At 71.0% G+C, this 16,594-nt stretch carries 17 protein-coding genes; 2 read left to right on the top strand and 15 right to left on the bottom strand.

Annotated features, from left to right (window positions below; translation table 11 throughout):
- Positions 1 to 43: 43 nt before the first annotated feature.
- The 5 genes from QFZ64_RS20115 to QFZ64_RS20095 form a co-directional block, all read right to left on the bottom strand.
- The gene (locus tag QFZ64_RS20115; RefSeq protein ID WP_307067699.1) at positions 44 to 400 is read right to left on the bottom strand and encodes a DUF4229 domain-containing protein; all 357 of its coding nucleotides are present in this window, start codon (positions 398 to 400) and stop codon (positions 44 to 46) included.
- A gap of 248 nt (positions 401 to 648) precedes the next feature.
- Complete coding sequence (locus tag QFZ64_RS20110) at positions 649 to 1,173, bottom strand: GNAT family N-acetyltransferase (RefSeq protein WP_307071780.1); 525 nt, start codon at positions 1,171 to 1,173, stop codon at positions 649 to 651.
- 8 nt (positions 1,174 to 1,181) lie between these two features.
- Complete coding sequence (gene mqnE, locus QFZ64_RS20105) at positions 1,182 to 2,345, bottom strand: aminofutalosine synthase MqnE (protein ID WP_307067698.1); 1,164 nt, start codon at positions 2,343 to 2,345, stop codon at positions 1,182 to 1,184.
- An 80-nt stretch (positions 2,346 to 2,425) separates the two neighbouring features.
- On the bottom strand, positions 2,426 to 2,884 hold the full coding sequence (locus QFZ64_RS20100) for an Lrp/AsnC family transcriptional regulator (RefSeq protein WP_307067695.1): 459 nt from the start codon (positions 2,882 to 2,884) through the stop codon (positions 2,426 to 2,428).
- Between the two features lie 7 nt (positions 2,885 to 2,891).
- The gene (locus tag QFZ64_RS20095; protein WP_307067693.1) at positions 2,892 to 3,635 is read right to left on the bottom strand and encodes a UbiX family flavin prenyltransferase; all 744 of its coding nucleotides are present in this window, start codon (positions 3,633 to 3,635) and stop codon (positions 2,892 to 2,894) included.
- A gap of 122 nt (positions 3,636 to 3,757) precedes the next feature.
- Here QFZ64_RS20095 and QFZ64_RS20090 point away from each other — a divergent pair, with 122 nt between their 5' ends.
- Positions 3,758 to 4,414, top strand: coding sequence for a rhomboid family intramembrane serine protease (locus QFZ64_RS20090; RefSeq protein WP_307067690.1), 657 nt, complete (start codon positions 3,758 to 3,760; stop codon positions 4,412 to 4,414).
- Here the strand turns inward: QFZ64_RS20090 and QFZ64_RS20085 are convergent.
- The 3 genes from QFZ64_RS20085 to QFZ64_RS20075 all read right to left on the bottom strand — a co-directional run bounded on the left by QFZ64_RS20085 (position 4,404) and on the right by QFZ64_RS20075 (position 7,885).
- A complete protein-coding gene (locus QFZ64_RS20085; RefSeq protein WP_307067688.1) occupies positions 4,404 to 5,453 on the bottom strand; it encodes a zinc-binding alcohol dehydrogenase family protein in 1,050 nt (349 codons plus the stop codon). The two genes, QFZ64_RS20090 and QFZ64_RS20085, sit on opposite strands and share 11 nt — an antisense overlap.
- 72 nt (positions 5,454 to 5,525) lie before the next feature.
- Positions 5,526 to 6,431 carry a menaquinone biosynthesis prenyltransferase MqnP gene (gene mqnP / locus QFZ64_RS20080; protein ID WP_307067686.1) on the bottom strand — a complete coding sequence of 302 codons (906 nt, stop codon included), beginning with the start codon at positions 6,429 to 6,431 and terminating at the stop codon, positions 5,526 to 5,528.
- On the bottom strand, positions 6,428 to 7,885 hold the full coding sequence (locus QFZ64_RS20075; RefSeq protein ID WP_307067684.1) for a menaquinone biosynthesis decarboxylase: 1,458 nt from the start codon (positions 7,883 to 7,885) through the stop codon (positions 6,428 to 6,430). The genes mqnP and QFZ64_RS20075 overlap by 4 nt, the downstream gene beginning before the upstream one ends.
- Before the next feature lie 141 nt (positions 7,886 to 8,026).
- Here QFZ64_RS20075 and QFZ64_RS20070 point away from each other — a divergent pair, with 141 nt between their 5' ends.
- On the top strand, positions 8,027 to 8,323 hold the full coding sequence (locus QFZ64_RS20070; protein WP_307067682.1) for a PLD nuclease N-terminal domain-containing protein: 297 nt from the start codon (positions 8,027 to 8,029) through the stop codon (positions 8,321 to 8,323).
- A 73-nt stretch (positions 8,324 to 8,396) separates the two neighbouring features.
- Here the strand turns inward: QFZ64_RS20070 and ccsB are convergent, their stop codons facing one another.
- The 7 genes from ccsB to hemL all read right to left on the bottom strand — a co-directional run bounded on the left by ccsB (position 8,397) and on the right by hemL (position 16,592).
- A complete protein-coding gene (ccsB, locus tag QFZ64_RS20065; protein ID WP_307067681.1) occupies positions 8,397 to 9,485 on the bottom strand; it encodes a c-type cytochrome biogenesis protein CcsB in 1,089 nt (362 codons plus the stop codon).
- Entirely contained in the window at positions 9,482 to 11,428 is a 1,947-nt protein-coding gene (locus QFZ64_RS20060) for a cytochrome c biogenesis protein ResB (RefSeq protein WP_307067680.1), read from the bottom strand. Before QFZ64_RS20060 ends, ccsB begins: the two co-directional genes overlap by 4 nt.
- A gap of 3 nt (positions 11,429 to 11,431) precedes the next feature.
- Positions 11,432 to 12,163, bottom strand: coding sequence for a cytochrome c biogenesis CcdA family protein (locus QFZ64_RS20055; RefSeq protein WP_307071779.1), 732 nt, complete (start codon positions 12,161 to 12,163; stop codon positions 11,432 to 11,434).
- A gap of 34 nt (positions 12,164 to 12,197) precedes the next feature.
- A complete protein-coding gene (locus QFZ64_RS20050; RefSeq protein WP_307067678.1) occupies positions 12,198 to 12,839 on the bottom strand; it encodes a TlpA disulfide reductase family protein in 642 nt (213 codons plus the stop codon).
- A gap of 84 nt (positions 12,840 to 12,923) precedes the next feature.
- A complete protein-coding gene (locus QFZ64_RS20045; protein WP_307067676.1) occupies positions 12,924 to 14,252 on the bottom strand; it encodes a hypothetical protein in 1,329 nt (442 codons plus the stop codon).
- Between the two features lie 328 nt (positions 14,253 to 14,580).
- Positions 14,581 to 15,276, bottom strand: coding sequence for a histidine phosphatase family protein (locus tag QFZ64_RS20040; protein ID WP_307067675.1), 696 nt, complete (start codon positions 15,274 to 15,276; stop codon positions 14,581 to 14,583).
- Complete coding sequence (gene hemL / locus QFZ64_RS20035) at positions 15,273 to 16,592, bottom strand: glutamate-1-semialdehyde 2,1-aminomutase (protein WP_307067673.1); 1,320 nt, start codon at positions 16,590 to 16,592, stop codon at positions 15,273 to 15,275. Before hemL ends, QFZ64_RS20040 begins: the two co-directional genes overlap by 4 nt.
- Positions 16,593 to 16,594 lie beyond the last annotated feature (2 nt).

Genomic DNA, 16,594 nt, shown 5'->3' with positions numbered 1-16,594 from the left:
TGCAGAACTCGCGCAGGTGCCCGGGTGCGGCCCGGGCGGGGGTTCAGGAGGTCTGCTCCTGGGCCCGGCCGCCCGGAGCCTGGGGCTGGGCGGGGGCGGTCCGGGTGGACTGGGCGCGGGACCGTACGGCCTCGTCGGCGAGGTCCTCCTGGCTGCGGTTGGCGTCCAGGTTGGCCTTCATCCGGTCCACCCGGCGCACCACGTTCGCGGAGGCCCGGTCCCGCTCGCCCCGCAGCACCACGAAGCTGATGGGCGCGGAGATCACGAGCGCGAGCAGGGCGATCCACATGCCGTTGGAGTCGCCGAGTCCGCGCGGGACGATGCCGGACTCGACGAGACCCCAGACGACCACGAGGCAGCCCGCGAAGATCCCTAGGCGCATCAGCGTGTAGCGGAGCATCTCAACCCACTCTTCCGTTCCGACGTGTCGCGGTCTCGAAGGTGTCGGTGTGCCGGGCGGCCGACCGAACATTCCGGCGCGAACATCGCCAAAGGCGTCGTCCGTGCTCTCCAGTGAAGCACGCGCGCACCCCGGTACCGCAGGCGGGTTCGACGGGCGCCGCCCCGTCGGACAAGGGCCCCGTCGGCCGAGAGTTCCGGTCCGACAAGGGCCCCTCGGGCGAGGGGCCCCGTCGGACAGGGCCCCCGTCAGGCCAGGGCGCGGAGCATCGTGATGTCGTCGCGGTCGTCCCCCGGGCCCACCCGGATCGCGCCGGGCACCCGGCCGACCTCCTTGTAGCCGCACCCTTCGTAGAACCGTTCGAGGCCGGTGCCGCCCCGGCAGGTGAGCCGTATCGCGTCGATGCCGGGCATCCGGCGCACGGCCCGCTCGGCGGCGGCGAGCAGGTCGCGCCCGTGGCCGCGGCCCTGGTGACGCGGGTGGACCATCACCGTGTGGAGCCACACCCAGTGCCGCATCAGCGGGTGCGTGTTGCGGGCGACGAAGGCCGCCGCGACGGTCTCGCCCGCCTCGTCCCGGCCGACGAGGAGCCGGGTGTGACCCTCGGCCATGGCGACGAAGTGCCGCACCAGCGCCGGACGTATGTCCTCGGGCCCCACCGGCGGCACGAAGCCGACCGAGCCGCCCGAGTTCGACACGTCCGTCCACAGGGTGAGCAGGCCGTTGCGGAGGGCGGGCGTGACCTCCGGGTCCAGGGTGAGGTCCAGCGACACGGCCGGCCTCACACCCGCATCGGCTGGGGCTCGTCGCGGCGGGCCGGGTCGGCGCCGTCGTACTCGCGGATGATCTCGTAGCGCGTGTTGCGCTCGACCGGGCGGAACCCGGCGTCGCGGATCAGGTCGAGCAGGTCCTCGCGGGTGAGCTTGTTCGGCGTGCCGTAGTCGTCCGCGTCGTGCGTGATCTTGTACTCGACGACCGAGCCGTCCATGTCGTCCGCGCCGTGCTGGAGGGCGAGCTGCGCGGTCCGCACGCCGTGCATGACCCAGAAGACCTTGACGTGCGGGACGTTGTCGAACAGCAGCCGGGAGACCGCGAAGGTCTTCAGCGCCTCCGCGCCCGTCGCCATCCGGGTGCGTGCCTGGAGGCGGTTGCGGATCTTGCCGTCCTTCATGTCGACGAAGTCGTGCTGGTAGCGCAGCGGGATGAAGACCTGGAAGCCGCCGGTCTCGTCCTGCAGCTCGCGCAGCCGCAGCACGTGGTCCACGCGGTGGCGGGGCTCCTCGATGTGCCCGTACAGCATGGTGCACGGGGTCTTGAGCCCCTTCTCGTGCGCCAGCCGGTGGATGCGCGACCAATCCTCCCAGTGGGTGCGGTGGTCGACGATGTGCTGCCGCACCTCCCAGTCGAAGATCTCCGCGCCGCCTCCGGTGAGGGACTCCAGACCGGCGTCGATCAGCTCGTCCAGGATGTCGGAGGCGGACATTCCGGAGATCGTCTCGAAGTGGTGGATCTCGGTGGCCGTGAACGCCTTGAGGGACACGTCCGGCAGCGCGGCCTTCAACTCCCGCAGCGAGCGCGGGTAATAGCGCCACGGCAGGTTGGGGTGCAGCCCGTTGACGATGTGCAGTTCGGTGAGGTTCTCGCCCTCCATCGCCTTGGCGAGCTTCACCGCCTCCTCGATGCGCATCGTGTACGCGTCCTTCTCGCCCGGCTTGCGCTGGAAGGAGCAGTAGGCGCAGGACGCCGTGCACACGTTCGTCATGTTGAGGTGACGGTTGACGTTGAAGTGGACGACGTCGCCGTTCTTCCGCGTCCGCACCTCGTGGGCGAGCCCGCCGAGCCAGGCCAGGTCGTCCGACTCGTACAGCGCGACGCCGTCCTCGCGGGTCAGCCGTTCACCGGACCTGACCTTGTCCTCCAGCTCGCGCTTGAGCCCGACGTCCATGCGATACCTCATCTCTCCGTGCGGACTGCCGCAGTCCCGGACAACCGTACGCCCGCGCGGGCGGGCCCCCGCGCGGGACCTCAGCTCACCTCTTCGGGCAGCTCGCCCACTCTGTTCTCCCACTTCGTGGAGAGCACGATCGTGGTACGGGTCCGGGAGACGCCCTTGGTGCCGGACAGCCGCCGGATGGTCCGCTCCAGGTCGTCCACGTCCGAGGCCCGCACCTTGATCATGAAGGAGTCGTCTCCCGCGATGAACCAGCAGTCCTCGATCTCGTGCAGGTCCTTCAGCCGGGTCGCCACGTCCTCGTGGTCGACGGCGTCGGAGAGCGAGATGCCGATCAGGGCGGTGACGCCGAGCCCGAGCGAGGCGGAGTCGACGGTGGCGCGATACCCGGTGATCACGCCGGCCGCCTCCAGGCGGTTGATGCGGTCGGTGACACTGGGTCCCGACAGACCGACGAGGCGGCCCAGCTCCGCGTAGGAGGCCCGGCCGTTCTCCCGCAGGGCCTGGATGAGCTGCCTGTCCACCGCGTCCATGCGATCGCTAGCCTTCCGCTGAGTTGGGGTAGTGGGGGTGTTGCGTCGTCGTGCGGCCGCCGCCGAGGTCGCCCTCCCAACGGCGGTAGAGGGTGTGCGGAACGCCCGCCGCGTCCAGGGCCCGTCCGGCGACGAAGTCCACCAGGTCCTGGATGTGCGTCGCCCCCGCGTAGAAGGCGGGCGAGGCGGGCAGGACCGTCGCCCCGGCGTCGTCCAGGGCCACCAGGTGCCGCAGGGTCTGCCCGTTCAGCGGGGTCTCGCGGACGGTGACGACCAGGCGGCGCCCCTCCTTGAGCGTCACGCTCGCCGCGCGCTGCAGCAGGTCCTTGGAGAGCCCGAGCGCGACCCCGGCCACGCAGGCCGTCGACGCGGGCACGATCAGCATGCCCTTGGCGGGGTACGACCCCGAGGACGGGCCCGCCGCCAGGTCCCCGGCCGCCCAGTGCCGTACGGCGCCGAGAGAGGCGGTCCGGTCGGTCTCGGCGATCTCAGCGGCGAACGTGTCGGGCTTGCCGTCGGCGCCCCGGGCCAGCCAGGCCCGCAGGTCGGCCTGCCAGTGCGCGTCCCGGAAGCCGATGCCCGTCTCGTCCAGCAGGGTCAGCCGGGCGGCGCGCGACACCACGAGGTCCACGCTCTCGCCGGCGGCGAGCAGCGCACGCAGCACGGCCGCGGCATACGGGGTACCGGAAGCGCCCGACACCCCTACGATCCAAGGTGTACGCGCCGTCCTGCCTGGGTTGGCTGGGTTCACGACACCGAGCCTATCCGGCGTCGGGAGGTGGGAACCGGACGAGGGGGTCCGACCGTTGACCGGGGGGACGAGTCGGACGACTCACCCGGCGCGTCACTGGAGGATCGCCGGCAGGGGGAGCCATGCGGGGTACGGAAAGCAGGGGCGGCGAAGACGCGTTGCCCGTGTGGTCGCGGGGCGAGCGGGCGAAGGCGGCGGCCGGGCTGATGGCCGGCTGGGTGGCACTGCTGTGGCTGCTGGAGCTCGTCGACGTGGCGAGCGGCCACGCCCTCGACGGTCTCGGCATCGAACCGCGCCGCACTTCCGAGCTGGTCGACGTCGTACCGGCCGCGTTCGTCCACTTCGGCTTCGGGCACGTGGCCGCGAACAGCGTGCCGCTGCTGGTGCTCGGCTTCCTGGCGGCCCTGGGCGGGATACGCCGGTTCGCACTGGTCTGCGCGCTGATCGTCGTCGCCGACGGCCTGGGCGTATGGCTGGTGGCCCCCGCCCACACCAACACCGCGGGCGCCTCCGGCCTGATCTTCGGCCTCTTCGGCTTCCTCCTGGTCAGCGGCTTCACCGAACGCCGCCCCCTGGGCGTGGTGGCCGGCCTGCTGGTGGCCGCCGTCTGGGGCACCTCCATCCTCACCGGCCTGGCCCCCACCCAGACGGGCATCAGCTGGCAGGGCCATCTGATCGGCCTGATATCGGGACTGGCGGCGGCGTTCCTGTTCCGGCGGCGGACACCGGCCGATCAGCGGGCCGGGCGGCTCTTCCAGCGCCGTCGGCTCAGAGGGTGACGACCAGCTTCTTCGCGGACACGCCCTTCTTGAGCTGCCGCAGCGCCTCGGGGATGGCGTCCAGTCCGTGGCCGACGACACTGGCGTCGGGCGCGGCCCGGAAGACGCCGGAGGCGAGCGCGGCCGGGAGGAAATCCGCGTAGATCGCCGGTCCGATCTCATTGTCCTTGAGCGTGCCGCCCCAGATGCCGCTCACCGTGACCCCGAGGCGCGATGCCCGCCGGGCCCCCATGCGGACGAACAGGCTGGGCATGGCCGAGGCGACGCGCTTGCTGCCCGTGGTCCGTGCGGCGACCGCGATGGTGGGCTTGAGTGATCCGTTGCCGATCGCCAGAGTGCCGGCCAGTGGGCTCTCGCCGATCCGCTCCACGAGCTCCGCCACGGCAGTGGAGCTGTTGCGGTCGACGATCTCGGCCGCGCCCAGCGAGCGAACGTAGTCGAAGTTGCGCGGGGACGCGGTCGCCACGACCCGGTAACCGGCATTGCGGGCGAGCTGTACCGCGCTGGAGCCCACGCTCGTCGACGCGCCCCACACCAGCACCGTCTCCGACCGGTCGGCGGCACTCACGGTGGGCAGCGCCAGCGCGAGGTGGTCCTTCTGGAACATGCCCGTCGCCGCGGTCGACAGGGTCAGGGGTAGCACGGCCGCCTGCTCGAAGGGCAAGGTGTCGGGCAGGGGGGACAGCATGTGCTGCATCAGCACGACATAGTGCTGGAAGGCACCCTCCGCGGCCCGGTTCTGCGATTTCTCCACGCCGAACGCATGCCCCAGGACACGATCGCCGGGCTTCACGCGCGTCACGCCCGGGCCGGTCTCGACGACCTCTCCGGCCACGTCCGAGCCGATGACGGCCGGAAACGTCAGCCACGGCAGGACCAGGCGGTAGGCGAGGCCCGGTATCGCGTCGACGGGGTTCACGGCGACGGCCCGGACCCGCACGACGACCTCACCCTGCGCCGCGGGTGTGTAGGCGGCGGGGCCCACTTCGAAGCGCGTACCGCGCTTGGGGAGCCACAGAGCGCTGTTCTGCTCGGTCATCTCGGAGATCTTTCCGTTCGATGGCTGCCGGAGGCGTGCGCCGACGGCGAATGCTGCCCCGCACGCCGGCCGCTACACGGTCAGACCGCGTACCAGCAGATCGAGCAGGGCACAGAGGAAGAGGGCGATACCGATGAAACCGTTGACGCTGAAGAACGCCCGATTCAGACGGGTCAGGTCGTGGGGGCGGACCAGGGTGTGTTCGTAGACGAACGCGCCGGCGACGATCACCAGGCCGAGCCAGAAGAAGGGGCCGGCGTCGGTGGCGAGGGCGAACCAGACGAAGAGGGCGGTGGTGACGGTGTGGCAGGCCCGGGCGCCCCAGATCGCGGCGGGGATGCCGAAGCGGGCGGGCACGGACCGGACGCCGACCTCACGGTCGGTCTCCACGTCCTGGCAGGCGTAGATCAGGTCGAAGCCGCCGATCCAGATGCCGACGGCCAGGCCGAGGATCACCGCGTCCCAGGACCAGGAGCCGCTGATCGCCAGCCAGCCGCCGATCGGGCCCATCGCCTGGGCGAGGCCGAGGATGGCCTGCGGGAAGTTGGTGAACCGCTTGCCGTAGGGGTAGACCACCATCGGGATCACGGCGACGGGGGCCAGGGCCAGGCAGAGCGGGTTGAGCGCCGCGGCGGCGCCCAGGAAGACGACGAGGGCGACGAGGGCGCCGGTCCAGGCGTGCTTGACCGACATCGCGCCGGTGACGAGTTCGCGGTGGGCGGTGCGCGGGTTGCGTGCGTCGATCTCGCGGTCGATGATCCGGTTCGCGGCCATGGCGAACGTCCGCAGCCCCACCATGGCGACGGTGACGAGCAGGAGCCGGCCCCAGTGGATGTTCTCGTCCCACTCGTACATCGCGCTGAGGGAGGCGATGTAGGCGAAGGGGAGCGCGAAGACGGAGTGCTCGATCATCACCAGGCGCAGGAACGCCTTGGTGCGTCCCGGCTGCTGGGGCAGGGCGGCGGAGGCGCTGGTCACAGTCCGTACTCCTTCCACCGGCGGTCGACTCTCGCCGCCGTCTCGGGGTCCGACAGGACCATCTCGGGCCAGCCCCCGTCGCGCGTGTACCCCTCCTCGGGCCACTTGCGCGTGGCGTCGATGCCCGCCTTGCCGCCCCAGAACTGCTGGTAGGAGGCGTGGTCGAGATGGTCGACGGGGCCCTCGACGACGCTGAGGTCGCGGGCGTAGTCGGTGTTGCCGAGGGCGCGCCAGGCGACCTCGTGCAGGTCGTGGACGTCACAGTCGGCGTCGACGACCACGATCAGCTTGGTCAGCGACATCATGTGGGCGCCCCACACCGCGTGCATGACCTTCTGGGCGTGCTTGGGGTACTTCTTGTCGATCGAGACGATCGCGCAGTTGTGGAAGCCGCCGGCCTCGGGGAGGTGGTAGTCCACGATGTCCGGCACGATGATCTTGAGCAGGGGGAGGAAGAAGCGTTCCGTGGCCCTGCCCAGCGGGCCGTCCTCCGTCGGGGGGCGGCCGACCACGATCGACTGGAGCAGGGGGCGCCTGCGCATCGTCACGCAGTCGATCGTGAGCGCGGGGAACGGCTCCTGCGGGGTGTAGAAGCCGGTGTGGTCGCCGAACGGGCCCTCGGGGAGCATCCGGCCGGGCTCCAGCCAGCCCTCCAGTACGACCTCGGCCTGCGCCGGGACCTGGAGCGGAACGGATCTGCAGTCGACCATCTCGATGCGCCGGCCCGCGAGGAAGCCGGCGAACAGGTACTCGTCGATGTCGCCGGGCAGCGGGGCGGTGGCGGCGTAGGTCACGGCGGGCGGGCAGCCGAAGGCGATGGCGACGGGGAGCCGTTCGCCGCGGCGGGCGGCGACCTGGTAGTGGTTGCGGCTGTCCTTGTGGATCTGCCAGTGCATGCCGATGGTGCGCGCGTCGTGCCGCTGGAGGCGGTAGAGGCCCAGGTTGCGGATGCCCGACTCGGGGTCCTTGGTGTGGGTGAGGCCCAGGTTGAAGAAGGAGCCGCCGTCCTGGGGCCAGGTGAACAGCGCGGGCAGCGCGTTCAGGTCGACGTCGTCGCCGCGCAGCACGACCTCCTGCACGGGGGCGCTGTCGCCCTTGACCTTCTTCGGCGGGACGTGCGCCATCGCGCCGAGCTTGCCGAAGGCCTCGCGGACGCCGACGAAGCCGTGCGGCAGTTCGGGCCTGAGCAGGCCGCCGATCCGGTCGGAGATGTCTCCGAACGACTTCAGGCCGAGGGCCTTGAGGAGGCGGCGGTCGGTGCCGAACACGTTCATCGCCAGGGGCATCGCGCTGCCCTTGACGTTCTCGAAGAGGAGGGCGGGACCGCCGGACTTCTGCACCCGGTCGGCGATCTCCCCGACCTCCAGGTACGGGTCGACCTCGGCCTTGATGCGCTTGAGGTCGCCCTCGCGTTCCAGCGCCCGGAGCAGGGAGCGAAGATCGTCGTAAGCCATGCGTCCCAGTATCCGTCACCGGCTAACCTGGGCCCGTCACCGGGGCCGAGACGGTCCCGCCCGCCGCGGCCCGCCGGGTCCCGTCACCGGGGCCCGCACCGCCCCGGCACCGCCTTCGGCCCTCTGGGGGATCGCGCGACCATGCTCAGGTACCTGCCGTTGCTGCTGATGCTGGCCCTGTGGATCTACGCCTTCGTGGACTGCCTGAACACCCCCGAGGAAGAGGTACGAGGGCTGCCGAAGGTGGTCTGGGTGATCGTGATCCTGCTGTTCGGCGAGGTGCTGGTGGGACCGGTGGCGTGGCTGGTGGCGGGGAAGCGGCGGCGGGGCGCCACCGCCGGTGCCGCCGGCGGCGGCCGCTGGGTGGCCCCCGACGACAACCCCGAGTTCCTGAAGTCCCTCGGGGAGGACGGGAAGAAGCGGGACGCGGAGGGCTGAGCGAAAACCTTCGCTCCCCCTCGGGCGCCCCGGCCCGCCCCGTTCCCCGCGCCCCTCTGCCGGGGCGCGGGGCTCACACGCCGGCGTACGAGTGCTTGCCCGAGACGAAGATGTTGACGCCGTAGTAGTTGAAGAGCCAGCAGCCGAAGGCGATCAGGGCGATGTAGGCGGCCTTGCGGCCCTTCCAGCCGGCCGTGGCGCGGGCGTGCAGGTAGCACGCGTAGGCGACCCAGGTGATGAAGGACCAGGTCTCCTTGGGGTCCCAGTTCCAGTAGCGGCCCCACGCGTCGCCCGCCCAGATCGCGCCCGCGATGATCGTGAACGTCCACAGCGGGAAGACGGCCGCGTTGATCCGGTACGCGAACTTGTCCAGGGAGGCGGATGCCGGCAGGCGTTCGAGGACGGACGTGGCGAAACGGCCCGGCGTGCCGCCGTTCGCCAGCTTGTTCTCGTAGGAGTCCTTGAACAGGTAGAGGATCGTGCCGACGGCCCCGACGTAGAACACCGCGCCGCAGAAGATCGCGGTGGAGACGTGGATGTAGAGCCAGTACGAGTGCAGCGCGGGGACGAGCTGGTCGCTCGCCGTGTAGAGCACGGTGACCGCGAGCCCCAGGTCGAGCAGGACCGTGGTGATCAGCGGCAGGCCGAGCCAGCGGACGTTCTTGCGCAGCAGGAGCAGGAGCAGGAAGACGGCGACCGCGACCGTGGAGAACGTGATGTTGAACTCGTACATGTTGCCCCACGGCGCCCGTCGCACCGACAGGGCGCGGGTGAGAACGCCGCTGAACTCGATGAGGAACGAGAGCACGGTGAGCGAGACGGCGATCCTGCCGTACATGTCGCCCTGCTCGTCGCCGCCGTGGGCGCCGGGCCCGTCCGGCACGTCGCGGGAACCGGCCGCGGCGCGGACCACGACCTGCGGGCGGTCCAGGACGGCGGTGCCGCCCGCCGACCGGACGGTGACCGCCGGGCCCTGTGCGCCTGCCGCCCCGGCTCCGTCCGCGGTCAGCGCGTTGGCCGTGCGGGCCACCTTGCTGCGGCTGCCGAACAGCCATTCGGCGATGTAGGCGAAGAAGGCCAGGGTGTAGACGGCCATCGAGGAGTAGATGAGCGTATTGCTGACGCTCGCGAGGTGTTCGTTGGTGGCGGCGAGGCTGTTCACTGCTTCTCTGCCCCTTCAGTGGCGGAAACGGTGGGTCCGGCGGCGTCCGGATCCCCGTCGGAGGTGTCGGCGTCGGACGGGCCGGCGGCGGGGGTGTCGGCGGCGGAAGTGTCGGCGACGGACGTGGCGGCGGCGTCGGAGTCCTGGGCGCCCGCGTCGGGCTCGGCGGGCTCGGCGGCGCCCGGTTCGGCGTCGTCATCGGCCGGGCCGGTCCCGGGCGGCGCCGTCGGAGCCGTCGGAGCCTGCGCGTGGATGCGGGCGGCCAGGTCGCCCAGCTCCTGCGGGAGCTTCGCGGATTCGCTGCGGCCCAGGCCCGCCATCTCCACGACCGTGACGCCGTCGGCACCCCGCACGGCCCGTACCCACACCCGCCGGCGCGAGATGAACAGCGAGGCGGCCAGACCCAGGATCGCGGTGACGGCCCCGGCCAGCGCCCAGACGCTGCCGGGCTCCTGGACGATCTGGAAGCCGGCCCACTCCTTGATGTCCTTCTCGAAGGTGATCGAGCCGTTGCCGCCCGGCAGCTTCATGGTCTGTCCCGGCGCCAGCCGGTCCTTGAAGATGTCGCCGTCGGCGGTCTTGTACTGCTTCGCGTGCGAGGTGTCGAGCTGGTACACGTTCTGCGGGATGCCGGAGTCCGAGCCGAGGCTCCCGTGGTATGCCGTCAGCGCGAGCACCGGATTGTCCAGCGACGGGAACTGGGACACCATCGTGCCCTTGCCGGCGCCCGCGAAGGTCGGCACGAAGAACGCGGCGAAGCCGAGCTGCTCGCTCCTCCCCTGGGCGTTGGTGTAGCCGTCGAGCACCTTGATAGCGCCCTGCGAGGTGACGTTGGAGTCGCTCGGCAGCAGCGGCACGGCCTGGTGGAAGACGACCTTGCCCTTGGCGTCGCGCACGGTGACGACCGGGGCGTAGCCGTGGCTGACCAGGTAGACCTTGGAGTCGCCGATGTGCAGCGGGTGGTTGACCTGGACCGTGGTCTTCTTCTGCACGCCGTCGGCGCCCTCGCGGTAGGTGAGCGCCGCCTCGTACGTGCGCGGGGTGCCCCGGTTGGGGCCGGTGCGCTCGTAGGTGCCGGTGAAGCTCTTCAGGTCGAAGCTGAAGGGGACGAGGTCGTCGGAGCCGAAGAGGCTGCCGGACTTGATGTCGTCGTACTGCGTGGGCGTGTTGGCGAAGCCGTCGCCCTCGATCACCAGCTTGTCGCCGTCGGACTTGTAGAGCTGGCCCCAGGCGAAGGAGACGAGCAGCACGATCAGCGCGATGTGGAAGAGCAGGTTGCCGAGTTCGCGCACGTACCCCTTCTCGGCGGCGACCGCGTCCCCGACGACGTGGGAGCGGAAGCGGCGCCGGCGCAGCGCGTCGAGCGCGGCGGCGCGCACCGTCTCGGGCTCGGCGTCGGTGCGCCAGGTCGCGTACGCGGGCAGCCGGGTCAGCCGGCGCGGGGCGCCCGGCGGGCGGCCGCGGAGCTGGCCGACGAACTGCCAGGTGCGCGGGATGATGCAGCCGATGAGGGAGACGAAGAGCAGGATGTAGATCGCGGAGAACCACACCGAGCTGTAGACGTGGAACAGTCCGAGCCGTTCATAGACGGGCCCGAGCGTGGTGTGGGCGGCCTTGAACGACTCGACCTTGAGCGCGTCGGTGCCCGACTGCGGGATCAGCGAGCCGGGGATCGCGCCCAGGGAGAGCAGGAAGAGCAGGATCAGCGCGACCCGCATGGAGGTCAGCTGCCGCCAGAACCAGCGGGCCCAGCCGGTGATCTCGCGCAGGGTCCAGACGAGGCGGCCCTTGGCGCCGGGCCCGCGGACCCCGCCGAAGGAGCCGGGTACGACGGTGTCGGTGGGGGCGGTGGACAGCTGGGAGCCGGCGGCACCGAGGTCGTGGTCCTCACCGTCCGCGTTGGCCGGCTGCCGTGCCGCGTCGGTGGTCGTGGACTCGCTCATCGATCAGATCCCCACAGTGAAGCCGTTGGACCAGGTCTGCATCTCCTGCACCAGGTGGTCCCAGGCGCCGGTCAGCAGCAGTACCCCCGTGGCGATCATCATGCTGCCGCCGAGCCGCATGACCCACACGTAGTGCCGCTTGACCCAGCCGAAGGCGCCGAGCGCCTTGCGGAAGGCCACGGCGGCGAGCACGAACGGTACGCCCAGACCGAGGCAGTAGGCGACGGTCAGTATGGCCCCGCGGCCCGCGCTCGCCTCGTTGGAGGAGAGGGCGAGCACGGAGGCGAGGGTCGGGCCGATGCACGGCGTCCAGCCGATGCCGAACAGCGCGCCGAGGACGGGCGCGCCGATCAGCCCGGCGGTGGGGCGGCGGTGGAAGCGGAACTCGCGCTGGGTGAGCCAGGGCATCAGGCCCATGAAGAAGACGCCGAGGGCGATCATCAGGCCGCCGAGCACCTTGGAGAGGGTGCCGCTGTACTCCTGGAGCGTCTGCCCGAAGTAGCCGAAGAGCGCCCCGCCGGAGACGAACACCACGGTGAACCCGGCGACGAAGAGCGCGGCCCCGCCGGCCATCCGGCCGCGCCGGGCCTCGGCCAGATCGGTGCCGGTCACGCCGGTCACGTAGGAGAGGTAGCCGGGGACGAGCGGCAGGACGCACGGGGAGAAGAAGGAGACGAGGCCCCCGAGTACGGCGACCGGGACCGCGAGGAGCAGGGCTCCGTTGCGGACCGTCATGTTCGGGTCGGTGGCTGCGGCGAGGAGCACGGTGTCACTTCTCCGCTACGACCGGGTCGAGCATCTCGTGCAGCTTTTCCTCGCTCAGTGGCTGCAGCGTCCGCGCGGCGATCCTGCCGTCCCGGTCGAGGATCAGCGTGGAGGGGATGGCCTGCGGGTTGAGCGTGCCCTTCCGGAAGCGCAGCAGGAGCCGGCCGGCGGGGTCGTACAGGCTCGGATAGGTGATCCCGTGGGCCTTCTCGAACTCGACGGCGGGGGTGGTGCTGGTGTCCCGCGTGTTGATGCCGACGAACTGCACGCCCTTGCTCGCGCTCTCCTTGGCGACCTTGGCGAAGCTGTCGGCCTCGGCCCGGCAGGGCGAGCACCAGGAGCCCCAGACGTTCACGACGACGACCTTGCCCTTGTAGTCGGCGACGTCGAGCTGCTTGCCGTCGATGGTCCTGCCGGACAGGTCGGGCGCGGTCTGGCGGTCACCCTCGCCGGCGGTGTCGATGCCGTCCTTGCCGGCCACGAAGTTGGTGTTCCCCGATCCCCCGGACACCCCGCCGGAGCCGCAGGCGGTCAGCAGGAGTGCCGCGACGGCGGCCCCGGCGCCGGCCAGGGCGGTGCGACGACGGCTGCGACGGCGGCTCACGATGCGGTTCGGGTGCTGGGGGGCACGGCAGGCGGCGGTCATGTGAAAAGTTTCGCATGTCCGTTCCCGGGATCTTCCGCGCCCCCCTCGCGGACGGAAACCCGCATTTCAGGCAGGGTGCGCACGTCAGGCGGCGTCCTCGGAGCCCTTTCCGGTACCCGTACCAGTGCCCTTGCCCTTGCCGGTTCCTGTGCCCTTGCCCGTGCCGGTGTCGTCCTTGAGGAACTCCTTCCAGCCGCCGGCCGGCTTCTGGCCGACATCGAGCGACTGGAGCTTCTCGACGATCTCGGGGCGCTGCACGTCGAGCCAGTCCACGAACTGGCGGAAGGAGACCATGCGCACGTCGGCGCCCTTCTCCTTCTCCCGGGCGATGTGCGTGAACGCCTGCTCGACGGCGTCCATGTAGATGCCGCCGTTCCACTCCTCGAAGTGGTTGCCGATGAAGAAGGGCGCCCGGTTGGACTCGTAGGCCCGCTTGAAGCCGTTGATGTAGGCGTTCGCGGCCTGGGTGCGCCAGCCCGGGTAGTTCGACGGCGGGGCCTTGGTGGAGTTGACGGACTGGTTGGCCAGCATGTTGTAGTCCATCGAGAGGACCTCGAAGCTGTGGCCCGGGAACGGCACGCCCTGCAGGGGCAGGTCCCACACCCGGTTCCGCCGCACGGGCCAGCGCTGGCGGCCGCCGGGCGAGGAGGCGTCGTAGCGCCAGCCGAGCTCGCGCGCGGTCGGGAGCAGGTTGTCCTGGCCGAGCAGGCAGGGGGTGCGGCCGCCGACGAGCTCCTTGTCGTAGTCGAACGGGAGCGAGGGCAGGTCGGTCCAGCCGGTGTTGGTCCGCCACTCCTTGACGAAGGACTTGGCCTGGTCTATCTCGCTGTGCCACTGCTTGGGCGTCCAGTTGGCGACGGTGCCGTGGCCGGAGCAGAAGTGGCCGTTGAAGTGGGTGCCTATCTCGTGGCCGTCGAGCCATGCCTGGCGTGTGTACTTCAGCGTGAGCTTGATGTGCTCGTCGGTGAGGTAGCCGATGTCGGAGGCACCGGGCGCGTTGTTCGGCCCGTGGTACAGGCGCTTCTTCGACTCCGGGAGCAGATACAGCCCGGAGAGGAAGAACGTCATGTGCGCGTCGTGCTCCCGGGCGAGCTTCAGGAAGCGCGGGAAGAGTCCGTTGCCGACCTCGCCGGCGCCGTCCCAGGAGAAGATCACGAACTGCGGAGGGGTCTGCCCCGGCTCCAGCGGCTCGGGCTTGCCGGGCTGGTGCGGCTGGGGACCGGTGTCGGAGGTGGAGCCGTCGCCTATGGGGCGCGCGGTGGGCTTGGGGGTCCCGGACTTCTGCTTCCCGTGCCCGCCGGAACCGGCGGCGTGCCCGGAGGCGTCGTCGTTCCCGCCGCACGCGGCGAGTCCCATCGCCGCAGCGGCCCCCGCGCCGAGCCCGATCATTCCTCGCCGGCTGATGTTCCCCATGGGGCGGCCCCTCGATCTCACTGCACTCAGCTTCCGCTCAGCTGACTCCCAGCTGACACAGAGGTAGAGGGCGGGGGCGAGCCAGGGGTTCCGTTCGGGGGATGATTATCGACCAGTTGTTACGAAAATACGATCATTTGGCTCAACAGGGGACAGGGCGCAGGGCGGTGCCCCCGGCGGGGACGGCGTCCCGCCGGGAGAAGGGCGCGGGGGCGGCTCGGACAACCGGCCCTGCACCGCGCCGCCCGCCCACGCTCGACCGCCCGCGCTCGACCGCCCGGGGGCGCGCCCGGACGGTCGGGCGCGCCCCCGAAACGCTGTCACGCCGTCAGGCGCCGAACGCCTTGGTGTTCCCCTTCGCCCTGGCCCCGGCCAGAAGGTGCGGCGGAACCAGGTCGCGGGCCGGCTCGGTGTAACCCACCGAGACGATCCGGTCGCCCTGGAACGTGAACGTCGTCAACGACGCGAGCGTGCACTGCCGCTTGCGCGGATCGTGCCACAGCCTCCGCTTCTCCACGTACGACCGCAGGGTCCAGATCGGCAGCTGATGACTGACGCACACCGCCTCGTGCCCCCGCGCCGCGTCCCTCGCGGCGTGCAGCGCGCCCATCATCCGGACGACCTGGTCCACGTACGGCTCGCCCCAGGACGGCTTGAACGGGTTGACGACGTGCTTCCAGTTGGCCGGCCGCCGCAGCGCGCCGTCGCCGACGCCGAAGGTCTTGCCCTGGAAGACGTTCTCCGCCTCGATCAGCCGTTCGTCCGTGGCGAGGTCGAGGCCGTGCGCCTTGGCGATGGGTGTCGCCGTCTCCTGGGCCCGCTCCAGCGGGGAGGCCACGACATGCGTGATGTCACGGGTCGTGAGGTGCTCGGCGACCCGCTCGGCCATCTTCCGGCCCAGCTCGGAGAGGTGGTACCCGGGCAGCCGCCCGTACAGAAGGCCGTCGGGGTTCTCCACCTCGCCGTGCCGCATCACGTGCACGACGGTGATCTCACCGCTTCTGTCGTCTGTCGGGGTGCTCATGCGGCCGTGGCCTCCGCTGCTGCTCTGGCCGCCGCCGGAAGGGCGTCGGCGATCCGCTCCAGGGCCCGGTCGTCGTGCGCCGTCGACACGAACCAGGACTCGAAGGAGGAAGGGGGAAGGTGGACGCCCTGGGCGAGCATCGAGTGGAAGAACGCGGTGAAGCGGTACGACTCCTGCGCCCTGGCGTCGTCGTAGTTCCGCACCGGACGGTCGGTGAAGAAGACGGAGAACATGTTGGAGGCGTTCTGCACGGTGTGCGCGACGCCCTCCTTGGTGAGCGCCTCGGTCACCAGCGCCCGCAGTCGCTCGGAGACCGCGTCGACCGTGGCGTACGCCGCGTCGTCGAGGAGCCGCAGCTGGGCGAGGCCGGCGGCGGTGGCGACCGGGTTCCCGGAGAGGGTGCCGGCCTGGTAGACGGGGCCGGCCGGGGCGAGGTGCGCCATGACGTCGGCACGACCGCCGAACGCGGCGGCGGGGAAGCCGCCGCCCATCACCTTGCCGAAGGTCATCAGGTCGGGCTCGACGCCGTCGACGCCGTACCACCCGGCACGGCTGGTGCGGAAGCCCGTCATCACCTCGTCGGAGATGTACAGGGCGCCGTTGTCCCGGCACAGGTCGCGCAGCCCCTGGTTGAAGCCGGGCAGCGGTGGGACGACCCCCATGTTGCCGGGCGAGGCCTCGGTGATCACACAGGCGATCTCACCGGGGTGCGCGGCGAAGGCGGCGCGCACGGCGTCGAGGTCGTTGTACGGCAGCACGATCGTGTCGCCCGCCTGGGCGCCGGTGACGCCGGGGGTGTCGGGCAGGGCGAAGGTGGCGACGCCGGAGCCGGCCGCGGCGAGGAGGGAGTCGACGTGCCCGTGGTAGCACCCGGCGAACTTCACCACCTTCGCGCGCCGCGTGAACCCGCGTGCGAGACGGATGGCGGACATGGTGGCCTCGGTGCCGCTGGACACCAGCCGGACCTGCTCCAGGGGCGCGACCCGGGCGACCATCTCCTCCGCGAGCGCGACCTCGCCCTCGCCCGGGGTGCCGAAGGAGGTGCCGCGGGCGACGGCCTCCCGGACGGCCGCGATCACCTCGGGACGGGCGTGGCCGAGGATCATGGGTCCCCAGGAACACACGAGGTCCACGTATTCCCTGCCGTCGGCGTCGGTCAGATAGGGACCGGTGCCGGACACCATGAACCGGGGCGTACCGCCCACGGCGCCGAAGGCGCGCACCGGAGAGTTCACGCCGCCCGGCGTGACGGCCTCGGCGCGTCGGAAAAGAGTCTGCGAAACTGGGGCTTCGTACGGATAGCTCACATGAGCCATGG

Source organism: Streptomyces sp. B3I8 (assembly GCF_030816915.1).
In the GTDB taxonomy this organism is placed as follows: domain Bacteria; phylum Actinomycetota; class Actinomycetes; order Streptomycetales; family Streptomycetaceae; genus Streptomyces.
Note: the sequence above shows the minus strand (reverse complement) of the source record. Positions and strands in the feature narration are given on the sequence as shown.

Excerpts from the sequence above, each read along its gene's own strand:
- QFZ64_RS20085 (WP_307067688.1), bottom strand. The coding sequence starts at position 5,453 with ATGACCGAGCAGAACAGCGCTCTGTGGCTCCCCAAGCGCGGTACGCGC.
- QFZ64_RS20075 (WP_307067684.1), bottom strand. The coding sequence starts at position 7,885 with ATGGCTTACGACGATCTTCGCTCCCTGCTCCGGGCGCTGGAACGCGAG.
- hemL (WP_307067673.1), bottom strand. The coding sequence starts at position 16,592 with ATGGCTCATGTGAGCTATCCGTACGAAGCCCCAGTTTCGCAGACTCTT.
- QFZ64_RS20115 (WP_307067699.1), bottom strand. The coding sequence starts at position 400 with ATGCTCCGCTACACGCTGATGCGCCTAGGGATCTTCGCGGGCTGCCTC.
- QFZ64_RS20050 (WP_307067678.1), bottom strand. The coding sequence starts at position 12,839 with ATGACCGCCGCCTGCCGTGCCCCCCAGCACCCGAACCGCATCGTGAGC.
- QFZ64_RS20090 (WP_307067690.1), top strand. The coding sequence starts at position 3,758 with ATGCGGGGTACGGAAAGCAGGGGCGGCGAAGACGCGTTGCCCGTGTGG.
- QFZ64_RS20040 (WP_307067675.1), bottom strand. The coding sequence starts at position 15,276 with ATGAGCACCCCGACAGACGACAGAAGCGGTGAGATCACCGTCGTGCAC.
- QFZ64_RS20060 (WP_307067680.1), bottom strand. The coding sequence starts at position 11,428 with ATGAGCGAGTCCACGACCACCGACGCGGCACGGCAGCCGGCCAACGCG.
- QFZ64_RS20055 (WP_307071779.1), bottom strand. The coding sequence starts at position 12,163 with ATGACGGTCCGCAACGGAGCCCTGCTCCTCGCGGTCCCGGTCGCCGTA.
- QFZ64_RS20070 (WP_307067682.1), top strand. The coding sequence starts at position 8,027 with ATGCTCAGGTACCTGCCGTTGCTGCTGATGCTGGCCCTGTGGATCTAC.
- mqnE (WP_307067698.1), bottom strand. The coding sequence starts at position 2,345 with ATGGACGTCGGGCTCAAGCGCGAGCTGGAGGACAAGGTCAGGTCCGGT.
- QFZ64_RS20045 (WP_307067676.1), bottom strand. The coding sequence starts at position 14,252 with ATGGGGAACATCAGCCGGCGAGGAATGATCGGGCTCGGCGCGGGGGCC.
- QFZ64_RS20100 (WP_307067695.1), bottom strand. The coding sequence starts at position 2,884 with ATGGACGCGGTGGACAGGCAGCTCATCCAGGCCCTGCGGGAGAACGGC.